At 61.2% G+C, this 17,042-nt stretch carries 18 protein-coding genes and 2 pseudogenes; 8 read left to right on the forward strand and 12 right to left on the reverse strand.

What is annotated here, in order from left to right; genetic code table 11:
* Positions 1–83 precede the first annotated feature (83 nt).
* The 3 genes from RAE09_RS07165 to RAE09_RS07175 are packed head-to-tail and all read left to right on the forward strand — an operon-like array spanning position 84 to position 1,976.
* Positions 84–452 carry a GntR family transcriptional regulator gene (locus RAE09_RS07165; protein WP_316981319.1) on the forward strand — a complete coding sequence of 123 codons (369 nt, stop codon included), beginning with the start codon at positions 84–86 and terminating at the stop codon, positions 450–452.
* Positions 439–1,293 carry an ATP-binding cassette domain-containing protein gene (locus tag RAE09_RS07170; protein ID WP_316981320.1) on the forward strand — a complete coding sequence of 285 codons (855 nt, stop codon included), beginning with the start codon at positions 439–441 and terminating at the stop codon, positions 1,291–1,293. Before RAE09_RS07165 ends, RAE09_RS07170 begins: the two co-directional genes overlap by 14 nt.
* Before the next feature lie 2 nt (positions 1,294–1,295).
* Complete coding sequence (locus RAE09_RS07175) at positions 1,296–1,976, forward strand: transglycosylase (RefSeq protein ID WP_316981321.1); 681 nt, start codon at positions 1,296–1,298, stop codon at positions 1,974–1,976.
* A gap of 30 nt (positions 1,977–2,006) precedes the next feature.
* On the opposite strand, the pseudogene RAE09_RS07180 reads toward RAE09_RS07175, so the two are convergent.
* A pseudogene (locus tag RAE09_RS07180) lies at positions 2,007–2,792 on the reverse strand (citrate/2-methylcitrate synthase); the annotation flags it as partial.
* On the opposite strand from RAE09_RS07180, the pseudogene RAE09_RS07185 reads away from it, so the two are divergent.
* Positions 2,774–3,211, forward strand: a pseudogene (locus tag RAE09_RS07185) (DUF2083 domain-containing protein); the annotation flags it as partial. The pseudogenes RAE09_RS07180 and RAE09_RS07185 overlap by 19 nt on opposite strands.
* Before the next feature lie 69 nt (positions 3,212–3,280).
* On the opposite strand, the gene RAE09_RS07190 reads toward RAE09_RS07185, so the two are convergent.
* From RAE09_RS07190 to upp, 4 genes are all read right to left on the reverse strand, one after another.
* Positions 3,281–4,708, reverse strand: coding sequence for an NAD(P)H-quinone dehydrogenase (locus RAE09_RS07190; protein ID WP_284868018.1), 1,428 nt, complete (start codon positions 4,706–4,708; stop codon positions 3,281–3,283).
* Between the two features lie 70 nt (positions 4,709–4,778).
* Positions 4,779–5,969 carry an amidohydrolase gene (locus tag RAE09_RS07195; protein WP_316981322.1) on the reverse strand — a complete coding sequence of 397 codons (1,191 nt, stop codon included), beginning with the start codon at positions 5,967–5,969 and terminating at the stop codon, positions 4,779–4,781.
* A 93-nt stretch (positions 5,970–6,062) separates the two neighbouring features.
* On the reverse strand, positions 6,063–6,437 hold the full coding sequence (locus RAE09_RS07200; protein ID WP_005322588.1) for a helix-turn-helix domain-containing protein: 375 nt from the start codon (positions 6,435–6,437) through the stop codon (positions 6,063–6,065).
* 47 nt (positions 6,438–6,484) lie between these two features.
* Complete coding sequence (upp, locus tag RAE09_RS07205; protein ID WP_250411307.1) at positions 6,485–7,120, reverse strand: uracil phosphoribosyltransferase; 636 nt, start codon at positions 7,118–7,120, stop codon at positions 6,485–6,487.
* Between the two features lie 57 nt (positions 7,121–7,177).
* Between upp and RAE09_RS07210 the strand changes: the two genes are divergently transcribed.
* Genes RAE09_RS07210 through RAE09_RS07220 form a run of 3 tightly spaced genes read left to right on the forward strand, consistent with a single transcriptional unit; the run spans position 7,178 to position 9,691 of the window.
* Complete coding sequence (locus tag RAE09_RS07210; RefSeq protein WP_250411305.1) at positions 7,178–7,456, forward strand: chemotaxis protein; 279 nt, start codon at positions 7,178–7,180, stop codon at positions 7,454–7,456.
* A complete protein-coding gene (locus RAE09_RS07215; protein ID WP_316981323.1) occupies positions 7,457–8,401 on the forward strand; it encodes a C40 family peptidase in 945 nt (314 codons plus the stop codon).
* Between the two features lie 51 nt (positions 8,402–8,452).
* Entirely contained in the window at positions 8,453–9,691 is a 1,239-nt protein-coding gene (locus tag RAE09_RS07220; RefSeq protein WP_005326765.1) for a hypothetical protein, read from the forward strand.
* 102 nt (positions 9,692–9,793) lie between these two features.
* Here the strand turns inward: RAE09_RS07220 and RAE09_RS07225 are convergent, their stop codons facing one another.
* The 4 genes from RAE09_RS07225 to RAE09_RS07240 are packed head-to-tail and all read right to left on the reverse strand — an operon-like array spanning position 9,794 to position 12,632.
* Positions 9,794–9,994 (reverse strand): hypothetical protein, encoded by a 201-nt coding sequence (locus RAE09_RS07225; RefSeq protein ID WP_316981324.1) that lies wholly within the window; start codon positions 9,992–9,994, stop codon positions 9,794–9,796.
* A gap of 26 nt (positions 9,995–10,020) precedes the next feature.
* Entirely contained in the window at positions 10,021–11,052 is a 1,032-nt protein-coding gene (locus RAE09_RS07230; protein WP_316981325.1) for an alpha/beta hydrolase, read from the reverse strand.
* A complete protein-coding gene (locus RAE09_RS07235; protein ID WP_005322612.1) occupies positions 11,053–11,730 on the reverse strand; it encodes a type 1 glutamine amidotransferase domain-containing protein in 678 nt (225 codons plus the stop codon). It abuts the gene before it with no gap.
* Positions 11,731–11,741: 11 nt separating this feature from the next.
* Positions 11,742–12,632 (reverse strand): adenosine deaminase, encoded by an 891-nt coding sequence (locus tag RAE09_RS07240; protein ID WP_394372002.1) that lies wholly within the window; start codon positions 12,630–12,632, stop codon positions 11,742–11,744.
* 39 nt (positions 12,633–12,671) lie between these two features.
* On the opposite strand from RAE09_RS07240, the gene RAE09_RS07245 reads away from it, so the two are divergent.
* On the forward strand, positions 12,672–13,865 hold the full coding sequence (locus tag RAE09_RS07245; protein ID WP_005326771.1) for a D-alanyl-D-alanine carboxypeptidase family protein: 1,194 nt from the start codon (positions 12,672–12,674) through the stop codon (positions 13,863–13,865).
* On the opposite strand, the gene RAE09_RS07250 is transcribed toward RAE09_RS07245, so the two are convergent.
* The 3 genes from RAE09_RS07250 to trpS all read right to left on the reverse strand — a co-directional run bounded on the left by RAE09_RS07250 (position 13,828) and on the right by trpS (position 17,024).
* Positions 13,828–14,760 carry an RDD family protein gene (locus tag RAE09_RS07250; protein WP_005326774.1) on the reverse strand — a complete coding sequence of 311 codons (933 nt, stop codon included), beginning with the start codon at positions 14,758–14,760 and terminating at the stop codon, positions 13,828–13,830. The genes RAE09_RS07245 and RAE09_RS07250 overlap by 38 nt on opposite strands.
* Before the next feature lie 56 nt (positions 14,761–14,816).
* Complete coding sequence (locus RAE09_RS07255; RefSeq protein WP_005326776.1) at positions 14,817–15,896, reverse strand: YhjD/YihY/BrkB family envelope integrity protein; 1,080 nt, start codon at positions 15,894–15,896, stop codon at positions 14,817–14,819.
* A 102-nt stretch (positions 15,897–15,998) separates the two neighbouring features.
* A complete protein-coding gene (gene trpS / locus RAE09_RS07260; protein WP_005322617.1) occupies positions 15,999–17,024 on the reverse strand; it encodes a tryptophan--tRNA ligase in 1,026 nt (341 codons plus the stop codon).
* Positions 17,025–17,042: the final 18 nt, after the last annotated feature.

Raw genomic sequence — 17,042 nt, forward strand, 5'->3', positions numbered from 1 at the left:
TTTCGCTATATGGTTACCCACATAGGTGGTAAACCCATACACCAGGGAAGGAATCACATGCCACATACACGAGAGGCCGCACCATGAGCGATACTCGGCCTATTTATCAACAGCTGGCAGGAGGAATCAGAGACATGATTATTTCCGGCGAACTCCCCGAGGGAGAACGCGCCCCTAGTACCAATGAGCTTTCAGCTTTCCATTCCGTCAACCCCACTACCTCCGCAAAGGCACTAACCGTCCTCTTCGAGGAAGGTCTGCTGGAAAAGCGACGCGGCCTGGGCATGTTTGTGCGTGAAGGCGCGCGCGACAAGGTACGCCACCAACGCCAAGAATCACTCAGGGAAGACTTCATCGTTCCCCTCCTGAAAGAAGGAGCCGCGCTGGGCTTAAGCGCCAGCGACATCGCCGACCTCATCGAAGCCGAAGGAGACCATCATGACGCACCTTAAGTTGAAGAACGTCACCTGCAAGCGCCGCCTGCACGTGCCACACCTCGATCTCAACGCCGGCATGTACGGGCTGATCGGCCCCAATGGTGCTGGCAAGACCACGCTCTTGCGCGCGGTAGCGGGGTTCCTGCCCATCAAAGGCAGCATCGATACCCCACAGGTGGCGATCGCGCGCACCGGAGCCGATATCTTGCTCGCCGGTTCCACCGTGCGCCAGCACCTGCGCGCCGCAGAGCACGTACGTGAGGGATTCGACGTGGGGTATGCGGAGGAGCTGTTGGATAAGATGGGCATCGATAAGCGCAGCAAGAACCGCTCTTTAAGCACCGGCCAGCGCCAATTGGTTGCCTGTGCCACTGCCCTGGCAGCGCGCACACCGGTCACCCTCCTCGATGAGCCCTTCAATGGCTTGGATGCGCCGACGCGCACGCGCCTGCGTGAGCTCATCATCGCCCATGCCGCAGCCAGCCCGGATTGGCTGCTTGTGCTTTCTTCCCACCGCGCGGAAGATCTCGTGGGGCTGATTGACCAAGTCATTACCGTGCAGGAAGGCACGGTCAACGGACCCACAGATCTTGAATCCCAACGGCCGCACTACCCCGTGCTCACGGGCAGCGCAAAGGACGTTGAGCAAGCCCTCGCGCTTGCCGACGCCCTGCCCCTCCACCAATCCTCGCTTGGCTCGACCACCAAGGTTCATGCCTGGTCCCCGGTACCGTTTCCGGACGATACCGTGGACGCCACCCAAATCACCGTCTCCTACCTTGACGACGGCCAGCTCATTGATTCCCTTGTCTCCCGCGCCCATGAATCCGCCCGCACCCCACATGAGGAGTCCTAGTCATGAAGCTATTGAAGACCTTCAACCTCAATGCCAAAAAATCGCTAATCTCCGTGAGCATTATCATCGTTTTGCTCTGGACTGTTCCGTATTTTCTACCGTCTGATCCCGAGACAATCATCAACCCTGCGGATTGGGGTTTCTTCGCCGTATTCATTTGGGGAATTTATTGCGCCTTTGCAGCTACTGAGTACCGCCCGCTTCGTGGCTTAGGGCTTCCCTCAACAAAGTGGCTAACCAGTATGCACGCAACGCTTTGGGTAGCTGCACTGGTTTTCGGAGCTATTGCTTGGCTGACTTACTATGCTGCCCTACGCGCCGGCGTAGCTATGTATTCTTCGTGGGTCATTGCCCCTGGAAATATTGATGCCGCTCTCATTTTCGTCCGCATCGCGACCTTCGGCAGCTTCACTTGTGGTCACCTCATGACCGGTTATATCGGTACGCTCATAGGCCTCATATTCAGCTCTGCTTCTTCTCATTCCTGGGCTTCACGCCTGCTCATCATTGCTGGAATCATCGCGGGCATTGTTCTAGTAGACTTCGCACTCACTCTAATTTTCCAGTACGTCGGCGCTCCAGAAATTGAAGCCCCGTGGCCGGGATTGTTCTTTTTTACAGGACTCAGCATTATTGTCTGTTCCATAGTCGCTTACCTGCTCGCACGGCGTATCCAGCCATAGCCCGACCGCAGGAAAGCCACGACAAGTATGTCAGCTCCCCCGCTCCGGCCAACTTGACGGTGCCGGAATTGGGGGAGCTGACACGTTTAAAAAGGACTTCGGTGGAACCGAACGCTGCTCCTCGCCGTTATATGCAGATAGCGGGCGGATAAGCGAGTTATTCTCGTTCTGCTCTACGATGTGCGCAGTCCAACCGGTGATGCGGGCCATCACAAAGATTGGCGTGAAGAATTCAATGTCAAAGCCCAGGATGTGATAGGCAGGTCCAGCCGGGAAGTCGAGGTTGGGTTTGATCTTGATGGAGGTGTTTTCCTCCATTGTCTTGGCCATGATGTCATACATGTCAACCCACTGGGTCTGGTCGTGTTGTTCGGCCAGCTCCTTAAACGCTGCCTCCATTGTTGGCACGCGGGAGTCGCCGTTTTTGTAGACGCGGTGACCAAATCCCATGACCAATTCCTTGTTAGCCAGCTTCTTTTTGGTCCACTCTTCTGTCTTGGAAAGAACGGCAACCTCCAGGAAGTTTTTCATCACGGCCTCATTGGCACCACCATGCAAGGGCCCCTTGAGCGCGCCGATGGCCGCGACGATCGCGGAATAAGTATCGGACATGGTCGAGGTCACCACGCGGGCGGCTAAAGTGGAAGCATTAAAGGAATGCTCGGCATAGAGGATGAGGGACTTATCAAAGGCCTTGATATCGGCGCGGTTGGTAGCTGGAGAGCCTTCCTCATCACCGAAGACCATTCAGAGGAAGTTCTCCGCAAAGCCCTTCTTGCGGGAGGGCTGGATGTAGTCTTCGCCGCGGCGGCGCCGGAAATATCTCCAAGCGCCAATCCTCCACCGCCTTCCACTTCGCCCGCTCGGGTGGTTCTTGCCCGCTGTGGGTAGTCCACCGCGCCTTTGAAACGCCCAACCGCATCACCCGCCAGGTAGCCGCCATGCCGGATGGCCATGCCTACCTGTGGATAGGTCGCTTTGTGCAAGGAACCGCAAAATCTTAGGGAACCCCTCGCAAAGAATTCGCCGTGGGCTTAGGCTGCGATATCTCTGAGGCCGACCGCATTGTCTACGCCGATGCTCTTAATCTAGACATATCCGCCGCCACCCCTATCGGCCCTGGTTGTACAGCTTGCCCGCGCGAACATTGTCCCCAGCGTGCCCTTCCACAAGCAGATCGCCCCATCCAGGTTTCCCTCAATCGCACCGCCGAGCATTCCTACTCCACCTTTTAACAACGCATGCAAAAGCGCCCACCCTAGGCTGGCTACTAAAGGCGGGCGCAAAAGAAAGGAAAAGATCGCTTACTCTAGGTCGTCGTGAGCCACGAGGCGTCGCGCAGCCTCGGTGATGGTGCCGGACAGAGACGGGTAAACGGCGAAGGAATCAGCCAGCTGGTTCACGGTGAGCTGGTTGGTCACGGCCATGGCGATAGGCAGGATGAGCTCGGAGGCGGTCGGCGCGACGATGACGCCGCCGATAACGCGGCCGGAGGTCGCGCGGCAGAAGAGCTTGACAAAGCCGTGCTGTAGCGAGCGCATCTTCGCACGCGGATTGGTATTCAGCGGCATGGTAATGGTGCGGGCGGCTACCTCACCGGCCTCGATTTCTGCCTGGGTAAAGCCTACGGCTGCGATCTCTGGGCGCGTGAAGACGGCATTGGCCACGGTCTTCAGGCGCAGCGGGGACACGCCCTCACCCAAGGCGTGGTACATGGCCACGCGGCCCTGCATTGCCGCGACGGAAGCCAGCGGGAAAAGGTCAGAGCAGTCACCAGCGGCGTAGATACCGGCGATATTGGTGCGGGAGACGCGGTCAACCTGAATGTGGCCAGACTTGGCGGTTTCCACGCCAACGTTCTCCAGCTTCAAATCCTGGGTATTAGGGATAGAGCCGATAGACATGATGACATGGGAACCGGTAATTTCGCGGCCGTCTTGAGTGGTCACCAGCACATTGCCGTCCTCTGTGCGGTTGACGGTTTCCACGCGGCAATTCTTTTCCAGCTCAACGCCGCGCTCGCTAAGCACGGTCTCGAGGACGTCGGCCGCATCGGCGTCGTCATGCGGCAAAATGCGGTCACGGGAGGCAACCATGGTGACCTTGACGCCCAGCTCTGCGAAGGCGGAGACGAACTCGGCGCCGGTCACACCAGAGCCAACAACGATGAGGTGCTCCGGCAGTTCGGTGAGGTTGTAGACCTGCTGCCAGGTAAGGATGCGCTCGCCATCCGGCTGAGCGCCGGGGAGAATACGAGGGGTGGCGCCGGTGGCCACCAAGACGAGATCTGCGTTAATGGTTTCCTCGTGGCCGTCCTCGTTGAATACGGCAGTGACCTTGTGGCCGCCGAAGGCATCGGCTTCCTGATCCTCTGGGAAGTAACCACGGCCATCGATAACGCGAGCGCCTAGGGATTCCACCGTGGCGCGGATATCGGAGGACTGCTTGCTTGCCAGATCCTGCACGCGCTTATTCAGTGCGGTCAAGGAAAGATGGGCCTGGCCAATGCCCTGGTTAAGTTCCATATCCTCGGCACGGCGCAGGTCGGTTTTAATATTGGCACCAGCGATGAAGGACTTGGAAGGAACACAGTCCAAGATAACGCTGTTGCCGCCCATGCCTTGGTCTTCAATAATGGTGATTTCTGCACCATATTTAGCACCTGCCAACGCTGCCTCATAGCCGGCTGGGCCGCCGCCGATGATGACGATTCGCTTGGTCTGGTTCAACACGCACTTGCTCCTTTATCGGCTCCACTTTAAAAGTCGCTTACGAGTCTAACGTGTAGGACCTTAAAGCGCGTTAGTCTGTCTCCGCATTCTCCCCTATGAACTGCTCAACCACGGCGCCAAAAAGTTTGATGCCCACGCCTATGGCCCGCTCGTCGACGATAAGATCGCCCATGTGCAGGTCATGCTGCTCGCCTTCGCCGGACCAGCAGCCCAGCCGCGCCATGGAACCGGGGACCTTTTCTAGGTACCAGGAAAAGTCCTCGCCGCCGGAGGACTGCGGGGCTTGCACGACGGCCTGCGGGTCGATGGATTGGGCGGCGGAGGCAAGCAGGGCGGTGGCGACGTCGTCGTTAAGCACCGGCGGAACACCCCGGTTGTAGGTCAGCTCATGCTCTACGCCCACAGGCGCGAGGACTTGCTCCACCAGCTCGGTAAAGAGGCTTTGCATATCGCGCCAGATGCCAATATCGGCCGTGCGCATGGTGCCGGTCAAGCTGCCAGTCTCCGGAATGGCATTGGGCGCATAGCCGGAATTGACCTGGCCAAAGACCAAAACGGTGCCGGTGCGCGGGTCAACGCGGCGCGAGAGCAGCGCGGGCAGTTCGGTAATGACCTTTCCTAGGGCATACACAACGTCGGCCGACAGGTGCGGCCGGGAGGTATGCCCGCCTGGGCCCTTGATATTGAGCTCCACGACGTCGGTAGCAGAAGTAATCGCCCCGGCGCGGATACCGATGCGCCCCACGCGCAGCTTGGGCTCGGCGTGGATGGCAAAAATGGAATGCACGCCTTCCAGCGCACCCCATTCAATAACGTCGGTCGCACCGCCGACCCATACTTCCTCGGCCGGTTGGAAGATGACCCGAATACCCAATGGCAGGTCGTGGACGCGCTGAAAATCCGCCACCGCGCAGGCTAGGCCGAGCGCCACGGTGGTGTGCACATCGTGGCCGCACGCATGCATCTTGCCGGGCACCTCAGAGGTATATTCCAGGCCGGTGACTTCGGTGACTGGCAGGGCATCGATATCCGCACGGAAAGCTAAGCGGCCTAGTTCCGTATCGGGGCCGATGTCTACCATGAGGCCGGTCTGGGGGAAGCGCTGTGGCTCCAGACCGTAGTCCTGCAGGATAGAAGCGAGGAAGTTGGTGGTTTCTACCTCTTGGTTCGCGGTTTCCGGGTGGCGGTGAATATGGCGCCGCCACGCGATGACCTCCGCACGGTGGGCATTGAACCACTCGTTGATGAATTCCGAGATCATCCGCGTGCCTTCCCTGTCGTTGAAATACGTCTGGGTGCAAAGTCTACAACTAGACCATGCGGTTCAGTAACTCAGGTGGTGATGCGGGGTGCTCTAGCTCAAGGCGCCATTCCACGTGGCGGCAAACCGACGCCGATCCACATAGCCTTGTGGGAAGGGCGCGACGTCCTCGGCGGCGGCCACCGCGGAATCGGTCAAATGCCCTTCGACCACGTCCCCGCCGGCCGGCAGCAGCACCGCCGGTGGGATTTCTAGTGCCAAGGCCAGCTTATATACCGTAGACAGCTGCGGATCGGCCATGGCGTGCACGCCATTTTCGTTGCGCTCCAGATTGGAAATTTGGCTGCGAGAGACCCCAGAAATCTCCGCCAGCGCCTGCTGCGAAATCCCCCGACGCTTTCGCACTCGCCGCAATTGTTGCGAAAATCCGTGGCCGTAGCTCGACCACATTAGATGAATGAAACTCATATTCTCCCCCTGGAAAGTGCGGTCGCCTTTCCAGGGAGAAGATTACCTTAAAGGTCGATATTGCGCGGGCCGTAGAGGCGGTCGCCAGCATCGCCCAAGCCCGGAACGATATAAGCATCCTCGTTGAGCGAAGGATCGATAGCGGCGGTGACTAGGCGCACCGGCAGACCGGATTCAGCCAGCGCATCCACACCCGGCTGCGCCGAAACCATGCAGATGGCGGTGATATCGGTAGCGCCACGATCGGCAAGCAGGCGCAATGCGTGCAGCAGGGAACCACCGGTGGCCAGCATCGGATCCACCACGAACACCGTGCGGCCGGTCAGGTCCTCCGGCAATGCCTCCAGGTACGGCACTGGCTCGTGCGTCTCTTCGTTGCGGGCCATACCGATAAAGCCCACCTGCGCATCCGGAATCATGGACAGGGCCGGGTCCACCATGCCCAGCCCAGCGCGGATGATCGGCACGATGATAGGCGGGTCCTGCAGGCGGGTGCCCTGTGCGGTAGAAACCGGGGTGGCGCAGTCGAAGTTCTCCACGGCAAGGTTGCGGGATGCTTCATAGACAAGCATGGCGCCCAAGTCTTTCAGGGCGGCGCGGAACGCGGAGTTATCGCTGCGCGCATCGCGCATGAGGGTAAGGCGGGAGGCGGCAAGCGGGTGGTCTACAACGTGGATGTCCATGACCACCACTTTAAACTTTTTGGGAACCAAATGGGCCATCGGGCAGTCCAATAGGGCATGAGACCTTTCACGATCGATACTGACTATGCCCGCCACCTCGCCCGCGACCTGCACGCCCAGTCCCAAGGGGAGAATCCGCCCCACCCCGTTTTGCCTGAAGATTCCACATTCACCGCTTTCAATGAGGCTGTGCATGCCGCGCTCGATAATGTGGGCGCGCGCATGAGCGTGCTGCGCAACGATATGGGGCAGGTTGCCCACTCCGGTTTCCAGATGTCGCGCGAGGCAGAAGACACCGATGCCTCACTAGGCCAGCACCTTGGGGCGGCGATGTAGATGCTCGATACCGCGCTCAAGCAGATTGCCACCATGCAACCGGCGCAGCTTCCGGAGGTTGAGCTTCCCCGCGTGCCGGATCTCTCCGCCGCCGAGCCTTTGGCCGCTATCGCCCACGGCAATCCCGCTCCCCTACTCGAATCGGCGAAAAATATCGATCTCGATAATGCAACCATCTCTGCCGCGCTCGGACAGGCCCGCACCTTGGTGGCGGGCACCATCCGGGATCTGGTGGGCATCGCCACGCAGCTGGTGCGCCAGGCCCTGCCCACCGCGCTGGGTTTCCTGTCGCTGGATCCGTCGGCGCGTGCCGCCGCTCTGGCTCAGCTTCGCGCGCTTATCTCCCAGCACCTGGGCATGGCCACTGCCCGCGTGCAGCGCTTGATGGGCGATCTCAGCGCGGCTGCTCAGTCCCTGCAGCCGGTAGCGCAGCGGCCGGTGCACTCCGCGCTTGCCGACGCCCCCGCAAGCCCCACCGGCGCCCAGCACTCCACCGCTCTTCCAGAACAATCCGCCGCGGGCGCTGATGCTGGCGCCGACGCCACCGCACACGAGGTATCTTCTCCCCCGCCCGCACCAAAGCCTTCTGCCGAGGGCGGTTCGGCCGCCGGGCAGGCCGCGGTCGCCGCGGCGAAGAGCCAAGTGGGCCAGCCCTACGTATGGGGCGGCACCGGAAACGGTGGCTTTGATTGCTCGGGCCTTACCCAATGGGCTTATTCACAGGCCGGAGTGGACTTGCCCCGCACGGCGGACCAGCAGACGGTTGGTCAGCAGGTTAGCGCGGATCAATTGCAGCCCGGTGACCTGGTGGTATGGGATGGGCACGTGGCAATGTATTCCGGCAATGGCGAAATCGTGGAGGCCGGAGACCCGGTGCAAACCAACCCGCTGCGCACCACAAATATGGGTATGCAATTCAAAGGCTTTTGGCGGCCCACGGCCTAAGGCCGGTGCGGCCTCGCGCGCTGCTTAGGGCGTTGGGTAGACTAAAACGCCATGAGCACCCGCGCAATTGTACCTGTAAAGCTCTCGCTGACCGAGGGCGATTTTTATACCCTCTGGGCACCCAAGTGGCGCCAACATGGCTCCGAGTGGCAGGCCTTTCTGGGCGATGACGAGGCCGTCCTAGCCTTTAACTCACCCGCCGAGCTGCTGTGCTTCGTGGAGTCTGGCACTAAGCATGATTTGCTGGACCACCCGCACTGGGACCAGTTTGCCGGCCGCGATGCGGACCGCGTTACCCCGGCGGAGCGCGATGAGTATGACCTCATCGGCATGCCGGAGGCGCTGGCTGGTCGCCCGAGCCACCGGAACGTATCCACGGTGGCCCGCAACCTGGAGATGGCCTCCGCGCTTGCCGACGTCGCCGGTGCAGAGCACACCACCATCTTCTTCGCCTCCCACTCCATCCTGCGCAACGTCTCCCGCGGCGCCGACCACTACTCCGGCGAACAGGGCATGAGCGAGTGGTCCGGCGTGGGCCACGTCATCGCCGGCAACTGGAAGAAGGTCATCGAGGACCTGGATGAGCACGTCCGCGTGGTCTCCAGCGATGACTTTGATGCGGCCAAGGTCTCCGATGCCAAGGAGCGCATCTCTTCTGCTGCTGCCGCCTCCGCTGCAGCGGCCAAGGAAGCCGAGGAAAAGCGCAAGGCTGCCGCCGAGGCCGCTGACCCGTACGATAACTCCCCGTGGGCCGCCGCCGGCATCGATCCCATCAAGATCACCGCGCAGTCCAAGTCCGTCTACACCCTGCGCACCTACCTGGACGGCAAGCCCATCTTCTTGGGCAAGTGGGGCGAGATTTTCACCTTCGATTCCCCGAAGACCCTCGTGCGCTGGATCATGGACAACGATGACCACGACCTGGCACGTGTATCCACCTGGGAAGAGGTTGTCGCCGCCGCTAATGCCGGCGAGCTAGAAATTCAGGTCCACCCGGATAACCAGTACTCCTTCAACGGCATCGTGCGCGATATCGAAAAGGGCCCAGAGGCCGTCGATTCCGATCAGATGGCGCGCTGCTATGAGGTATGCGCCGATGCCGCTGACTGGGCCGGCGACGATTCCATTAACTCCTATATGCTGGCTCACCCGCGCCTGCAGGACTACTTGGGCTACATGCTCGGCTCCACCGAGCACGCCGGCTACGTACCGTCCAAGCCATATAACGAGCACGCCGAGTCTTGGAAGGGCTTGGAAGATATGCTCATCAAGCGCTTCTCTAAGTTCTAAACCCGTACCAGTTCGCGCGGCCCGGTCCGCGCGTGGCATCCGCCGCCCTAGCCTCTGCCCCACTGCACAGCAGCTGGACGGAGACGGGGCGGCTTTTTACGTCTAGTTGCCCGACGCTTCTTCCTCTTGGCGTCGGGTCCGGTCGCGCATGTATTTATCGAAAATCAGCCACACAACAAAGGCACTGAGTCCAATAATGGAGCGGCCTAGGGTTCCTATCCCAAAGACTCCGCCCAGAATCAGACCGAGAACAATCAGGCTGGCGAAAGTTACGACCCACGACACGTGCGTGTTGTATTTCATCGCTCGTCCTCCCTTAGTACGTGACTTTAGAGGTGGCGGCGAAGGTGGTCAATGAGGGCGTCGATAAGCTCGCGCGATTGTGGCGCCTTGGGTTTAATCTGGTCAAACCCGTGGTAGGCGCCGGCCCACACATCCAGGGTGGTGTCCACGCCGGCCGCATCGAGGGCTTGGGCAAAAGCCACGGATTCATCGCAGAAAAGGTCGATGCCGCCCACCCCGATCCACGTGGGCGGCAGTCCGGAAAGATCACTGCTCGTGGCCGGCGAAGCATAGGGCGGCAGGTCAACATCTAGGTGGTCATCTCCCAGGTACATCGACCACGCGCCGCGGTTCGGGCCCGCCGTCCAGATGAATTGGCCCACCGCACCGGACTTATCCGTGGTGCGGTGATCCAGCATGGGATAGACCAAGCCGAGCGCGCGGACCGGATGGCCCTCATCCAAGGCCCGCTGGACCAAGCCCGCGGCAAGGCCACCGCCGGCGCTATCGCCGGCGACGGCGATGCGCGAGGTATCCCCGCCCAGCTTATCGCCGTGTTCTTGCACCCAGCGCAGCGCGGCGTAACACTCATCATGATCCGCGGGGAACGGCTCTTGGGTGGATTTGTGGTAGCGCGGGGCTACCACGATGGCACCGAGCTCGGACGCCATGCGGGCATTTTGCGGGTCGTACATGGCCGGGCCACCGATGAGATGGCCGCCGCCGTGCGTCCATACGACCACGGGGCGCGGCCCAGCGGTGGCTGCGCCCTGGGCATCGCCGCGTGGGGTAAGCACGCGGGCACTAAAGGCGTGGCCATCGAAGGAAGCGGAAAACTCCGTAATATCCACCGCGTGCCGCACCGGACGGGAGAAGTCGATGCTGGCAAAGAAGCGGCTGGCGCGGGCAAAGGTGGCGTCGGCAAGCAGGTGCATAGGCAGGTACAAAATCGGGCTGCGAAGGCCCGGTGCCACCTCACGCAGGTACGGCCGGCGGCTGAGTGCATACGCCGCCATGCCCGCTACCCCAACCACACCGGTCAGGGCAGCCCCGGCCTTGAGGACTCGCGAAACGCGCATTTAGAAATCGCGCAGAATACGCTGTGCCAGCGGCTCAGAGGAAGCCGGGTTCTGGCCGGTGTACAGGTTGCGATCCACAATGACGTTCGGGGACATCGGATCGGTCTCCTGGTAATCCGCGCCGAGCTCGCGCAGGCGGGTCTCCAGCGCCCACTTAGCGGCGGCGATGACGTCCTCGCCCTCCTCAGCATTGCTGAAAGCAGTCATTTTGTAGCCCTTGAACGGCCAGTTCTCGTTATCTACGGCCAATAGCGCTGCCGGGGCGTGGCAAACGAGGCCGAGCGCGCGGCCGGAATCCATGCGAGCCTGCAGAAGCTTAGCGGAATCCTGGTCATAGGCCAGATCCTCCATCGGGCCATGGCCGCCTGGGTAGAAGATGAGGTCATAGTCTTCCTCATTGACATCGGCCAGGTTCATCGGGTTCTCCAGCGCTACGCCTAACTCTGCCAGGTAGTTTTCCTGCGCCATGCGCACGTTATCGGGCAGTACCTCCAGGCTGTACTCGTCTACGACGGGAGCCTTTGCTCCGGGGGTAGCGAAGTGGATATCCCAGCCTGCGCCTTGGAAGGCGCGGTGCGGTGCAATAAGCTCCTCGGCCCAGTAACCGGTCGGGCGCTTGGTGCCATCGGCCAGCGTCCATTCCTCAGCGGCGGTAACAACAAAAAGTACGGAAGGCATGTAATTCTCCTTTAGTCAGTAGTTTCTTCAGCGGCGTCTGCCAAAGACTCTTCAGTGTCTGGGCCTGCCAGCTCGGGGTCTGAAAGTTCCTCGTATGCTGGCAGGATAACCGTTTCTAGCAGATGCTGCCGTAATTCCTGGTCAGCAAAGGAATTCTCCACCGCTTTGACGGTGAGGTCGAAAAATTCCTCCAGCCCGTAGCCAAAGGTCTCACTCAGCGCGAGGAACTGCTTGGTCAAGGTGGTCTCGCCCGAGGAAATGGTGCAGGTAAAGCCCAGCTGCTGCAGCAGTGGCAGTGGGTGGTCGGTCAGCTCCTCGGCTTCCTCCAGTGGGGTAAAGACCAGGGGAATATGGCGGTCGCGGATGTAGCCAGAGGCCTTGCCCGGCACGATGCCTTCGATATTCGCAGTGAAGTCATCGATCATATTCACCGGGTGGATAAGGCGATTCACGCCGGCCTGGGCGGCGCGCTCAACTTCCGCGAAGTCCTCGCCCACGTGAATCTGGGTGGGTAGGTAGGCGGCGCGGAAGTCCGCGGCCGCGCCCGCCTCGTCCTGCGGGAGGTTATAGCCCACCACGGGGGCGTCGTCAGGCACTGCTGCCTCAGGGGCCGTGCCGGCCAGGACGAGGCGGGAGTCCAGGGAAGGAATGCGGGCTGCAACGGCGGCTTCAACAACCGCGGCAGCGTCCAGGCCAATCGCTGCTGGATCCAAGTGCAGTTCCGCGTAGACCACGCCGTCTGCGGCTAGGGCTTCGTAGCGCTCACGGATGGTCGCGGTGAGTTCCTCCGGCGTAGCGGCCGTGGAGTTAATGGGCTCAAAGAGGGAGACCTTAGGCAGCTTGGCCACCACGTCGGCGGCGGAGTCCTTGTTTTCAGGGCTAATCAAAGGCGCGTCATGCATGCGTCCCATCGTAGGCACGGGCCTAAGATGTGTCATGTCATGAAAAGAATTATAGCTAGTTCCCTCGTTACCGTCCTGCTCAGCGGCGCACCGCTCGCGCTGGCGGAAGAGCCGGAAACTCCTACCACCATGCGCACCACCGCCCCGGATACCGATAAGTGCCCGCACGCCGAGCGCCCGGAAAAGGCCACCACCACCTCGGAGCGCCTCGCTCCTGGGCAGGCCTCACCCACCCCGCTGCCGCCGGTGGAAAGCAATGAGGCCTGTGGCACCACCCTGCCCGAAGGGTTCAAGGTGGATAAGGATGTGGTGGCCGCGGCGTGGATGGTCTCCGATATCGATTCCGGCGAAATCATCGCAATGAAGGACCCTAACGGCCGCTACCGGCCGGCCTCCATCATCAAGGCACTGCTGGCGCTGGTGGTTATCGACGAACTGGATCTGCACCAGAAGGTCGAGGTGGGCGAAGAATCGGCACAGATTGACGGCTCAGCGGTCGGCATCGGCCCAGGCGGCACGTACACGGTGGAACAGCTTTTGCAGGGCTTGCTCATGGCCTCTGGCAACGATGCCGCGCACGCCCTGGCACAGGAATTGGGCGGCGACGAGGCCACGCTGCGCAAGGTCAATGAGAAGGCGGCCGAGATCGGCACAAATTCCACCTACGCGGCCAGCTACTCTGGGCTCGATGCCCCGGGCATGTCTACCTCGGCCGAGGATATTTCCCGCATTTACCGCGCGGCCTTCCATAACCCGACCTTCGCGCGGATTGTGGATACGGAGTCCGTGGACTTTCCCGGCTGGGGCGACCTTGACGGTTACCAATTAGGCAACGATAACGGGCTCTTCCTCAATGATCCGGACGGCATTGGTGGCAAGACGGGCTTTACCGATGACGCGCACCATACCTTCGTCGGCGCGCTCGACCGCCATGGCCGACGGCTGCAGGCGGTGCTGCTCGATACCACCGTGGAGCACGGCCCGCGCGCGTGGGAGCAGGCCCAGAAGCTGCTGCACGAGGCCTACAAGGTGCATCCCGGTGACGGTGTAGGGCAGTTGCTTGCCGACGTCCATTCCGACGCCGACTCCACTGCCTCCCCGGCCCCCGATGCCCAGGCACAATCGGCCAACTCCTCCTTGGCCGGGGTGCAGGGGTGGCTCGGCTGGGTTATCGCCGGCGCCGTAGTGTTGCTGGCTATTTGCGTGGGTGCTTTTTCACTACTTCGGCGTTAGCCCACTCATCGTGGGAGCCGCGGCGGTTATTCTTCTCCGAAATGGTGAAGGTATGCACGCCGGCGCCCACCCAGCTGGCGAACGTACCGGGGCCCGGCACGATATTGACTAGGCGCCACCACTGGCGCTTAGCGGACTGGGTGAGGGTGAGCCGCTCTTTGGTGTCGACATCGCGCACCGTGTAGCCCATCAGCAGCTTGGCCGGGCTGGCGCCGAGCCAACATTCGGTGCCCAAGGTGTAGAGCAGCAAGATGATGGCGCCGCCAATGAACGTCGAGAGCTCATCCACGCCGCCGGACAGCAGCGCGCCGCCGAAGCTGCCGCTAATGAGCGAAAAGAAGATGAGGTCCAAAATGGCCATGCCGATGCGCGCATCTTGACCGGCGCGCTGGCTAATTTCGGCCGCTGGTTGTTGTACCAACGGCGCGGGTACAGCCGCGTTCGCCGTTGCCGGCGGGAATGGATTGTGCTGCGGGGCAAAGGGATTGCGCGCATACGGCGACCCATAGGGGCTCGAGGTCTGCGCAAATCGTGGTTCCTGCTGAGCGTGACGCCCCGGCCCGGCCGCCTGACCGGGCTGGAAGGACTGAGCTTGCTGCTGGGCTTGCAGTGGCCGCGGGTTCCACTGCCCTACCGCGCCCAGCTGTCCGAGGTCTCCCCAGGTGGGGCGCACTCCCGCCGCGCACGCCTTATCGTATTCGGCCCGCTTTGCAGCAGAGCCCAAGACGCTGGCAGCGATGCGCAGCTGCGCGCGCCGCGGATCTTCAATGTCGTGGCCTTGCTGCTGTAGCAGCACATCCTTGGACTCCAGCAAGACTAAGAGCTCGTGCTCGCCATCGCGGCGATCTAGTCCCCATTCCTCATAAAGATTCGGTGCGATGTCATTGGCGTTCATAATGCTCCATCTTAAAGCCCAACGGCAGCGGCGGCCTCACCCCTAAGGAGGAGATTTTACTTACGGCGCAACAAGCTCCATGCGCCCACGGCCGCGGCGCCTACAGCGGCGCCAACGCCGAAGGTCGCACCTGCAGGCGCGCCTTCCTTGACCTCGTTGCGGACGCGAATAACGGCCGGCTCTGGGACCGGCGGGTGAGCGTACTTCAGGGACTCGGCGGTGGTGGCGGTCCACGCGGAGACGTACAGCACCACGCGCCAAATCAGATACATGACCACCATGAGCACGATGACGGGGCCGAAGACCGCGCCGGCAGGGCTGCCGGTAGCAGAGGACATGATGAGCGTGGACAGCTGCTTGAGCAGCTCAAAAGCCACGGCACCAATGGCCGCGCCGATAAGGCCGGACTTCTTCGGCACCTTGGTGCGCGGCAGGATCATAATCAGCCACCACATGACGATGAGGTTGGCCAGAAGGCCCACTGCCAAGCCGACAAAGAAAATAACCGAGTCCATGCCCGGGAAGGACTCGATTCCTACGCGCTCAAAGATTTTCTGGGTAAGGCCGGAGGACCCGGCGGCGGTGACGCCAAAGGCGATGAGGAATGCCACGATAAGGCCAATGAGGCCCACCAGGTCAGACAACTTCTTCTTCAAGAAGGAACCGCCCTCGTTGGCATCGATGCCCCACATGGCCGAGATACCGATGCGCAGGTTGTTCATCCAGCCTAGGCCGGACCACAGAGTGGTCAAACCACCGATACCGAACATGGCGCCGCGTTGGTCAATGGCGGTATCCAAGATCTCATTGACCGTATCTCCCATATCGCCATCGATAGAACTGGTGATATGGGATTGCAGATCATTGAGCAGGTCCTCGCGGTTAGCCAAGACGGCGGCGACGGTGGCCACGACCAGCATGGCAAGCGGGAAGATGGAGAGCACCGAATAATAGGTGATGCCGGCGGCAAACTGGTTGCCGCCTTCGGCACCGTAGCGCTCGTTCATGCGCATGAGGTGGTCAACGAATCCGGACTTGGAGCGAATCTTATCTACCGCACCGGGATCGTCGGCATTGGCGCGTTCGATGCCGTAGTGGTCCGTCTTCTTCGAGGAGGATTGCGTGGTGGTAGGCACGTGCTTCCCTTCTTGCTCGCACAGTTTTTATCTCACCTAGAGTAACTGGCAGATGCCCACTTGTCCCTTTGCGGGGTGGGGCACGGGGGAAGCGGCCGCTTACTACTTGCGCAGGCGGGGAAGGAAGCCGACCTTTTCATAGACGGCGTCGACAAGCGGCTGGGCAATCTCCTGCGCCGTCTCCGCGCCCTGCGCCAGGATGCGCTCGAGCTCGCCGCGGTCCGCCATCAACTCGTCATAGCGCGCCTTGAGCGGAGTGGTAAATTCCTGCAGCGCGTCGGCGGTATCGACCTTGAGGTGGCCGTAGCCCTGGCCGGCGTACTTTTCCACCAAGGAATCGATGGATTCACCGGTGAGCGCAGACTGGATGACCAGCAGGTTGGACACACCCGGCTGGTTGTCGCGGTCAAAAGCCACCGAGCCCAAGTCATCCGTCACGGCGGACTTGATGCGCTTAGCCGAGGTCTTCGGTGCATCAAGCAGGTTGACCAGGCCCTTCGGGTTGGCGCCGGACTTAGACATCTTGGACGTCGGCTCTTGCAGGTCATAAATCTTTGCCGCACCCTCCGGGATGAACGGCTCCGGCACCTTGAAGGTCTCGCCATACTTATTGTTGAAACGCTCGGCAAGATTGCGGGTCAGCTCCAGGTGCTGGCGCTGGTCCTCGCCCACCGGCACATAATCCGGCGAGTAGAGCAAGATATCGGAGGCCATGAGGATCGGGTAGGTAAATAGGCCCACCGAGGTGCGGTCCGAGCCCTGCTTGGCAGATTTATCCTTGAACTGGGTCATACGGGAGGCCTCGCCAAAACCGGTAAGGCACTGCAGTACCCAGGTCAGCTCCGCGTGCGCAGGCACGTGCGACTGCACGAAGAGCGTGGACTTTTCCGGATCAATGCCTAGGGCAATAAGCTGAGCGGCACCCGCGATGGTGCGGTTGCGCAGCTCCTCAGGGTTTTGCTCCACGGTGATCGCGTGCAGGTCAGGAATGAAGTAGAAGGCGTCATAGCCGTCCTGCAGGTCAATCCACTGCTTCAGCGCTCCCAGGTAATTACCCAGGTGATAGGAATCAGCGGTGGGTTGGATACCGGACAGGACACGGGAAACGGTGGAATTGTCTGCAGTCATGGTGCCTTATCCTACCCC

Source organism: Corynebacterium tuberculostearicum (assembly GCF_032821615.1).
GTDB classification, from domain to species: Bacteria; Actinomycetota; Actinomycetes; order Mycobacteriales; family Mycobacteriaceae; genus Corynebacterium; species Corynebacterium tuberculostearicum_H.

Coding starts and splice junctions, on each gene's coding strand:
- RAE09_RS07225 (WP_316981324.1), bottom strand. CDS start 9,994: ATGAAATACAACACGCACGTGTCGTGGGTCGTAACTTTCGCCAGCCTG.
- RAE09_RS07220 (WP_005326765.1), top strand. CDS start 8,453: ATGAGCACCCGCGCAATTGTACCTGTAAAGCTCTCGCTGACCGAGGGC.
- RAE09_RS07250 (WP_005326774.1), bottom strand. CDS start 14,760: ATGAACGCCAATGACATCGCACCGAATCTTTATGAGGAATGGGGACTA.
- RAE09_RS07215 (WP_316981323.1), top strand. CDS start 7,457: ATGCTCGATACCGCGCTCAAGCAGATTGCCACCATGCAACCGGCGCAG.
- upp (WP_250411307.1), bottom strand. CDS start 7,120: ATGGACATCCACGTTGTAGACCACCCGCTTGCCGCCTCCCGCCTTACC.
- RAE09_RS07200 (WP_005322588.1), bottom strand. CDS start 6,437: ATGAGTTTCATTCATCTAATGTGGTCGAGCTACGGCCACGGATTTTCG.
- RAE09_RS07235 (WP_005322612.1), bottom strand. CDS start 11,730: ATGCCTTCCGTACTTTTTGTTGTTACCGCCGCTGAGGAATGGACGCTG.
- RAE09_RS07165 (WP_316981319.1), top strand. CDS start 84: ATGAGCGATACTCGGCCTATTTATCAACAGCTGGCAGGAGGAATCAGA.
- RAE09_RS07240 (WP_394372002.1), bottom strand. CDS start 12,632: ATGCATGACGCGCCTTTGATTAGCCCTGAAAACAAGGACTCCGCCGCC.
- RAE09_RS07170 (WP_316981320.1), top strand. CDS start 439: ATGACGCACCTTAAGTTGAAGAACGTCACCTGCAAGCGCCGCCTGCAC.
- RAE09_RS07195 (WP_316981322.1), bottom strand. CDS start 5,969: ATGATCTCGGAATTCATCAACGAGTGGTTCAATGCCCACCGTGCGGAG.
- trpS (WP_005322617.1), bottom strand. CDS start 17,024: ATGACTGCAGACAATTCCACCGTTTCCCGTGTCCTGTCCGGTATCCAA.
- RAE09_RS07175 (WP_316981321.1), top strand. CDS start 1,296: ATGAAGCTATTGAAGACCTTCAACCTCAATGCCAAAAAATCGCTAATC.
- RAE09_RS07230 (WP_316981325.1), bottom strand. CDS start 11,052: ATGCGCGTTTCGCGAGTCCTCAAGGCCGGGGCTGCCCTGACCGGTGTG.
- RAE09_RS07245 (WP_005326771.1), top strand. CDS start 12,672: ATGAAAAGAATTATAGCTAGTTCCCTCGTTACCGTCCTGCTCAGCGGC.
- RAE09_RS07210 (WP_250411305.1), top strand. CDS start 7,178: ATGAGACCTTTCACGATCGATACTGACTATGCCCGCCACCTCGCCCGC.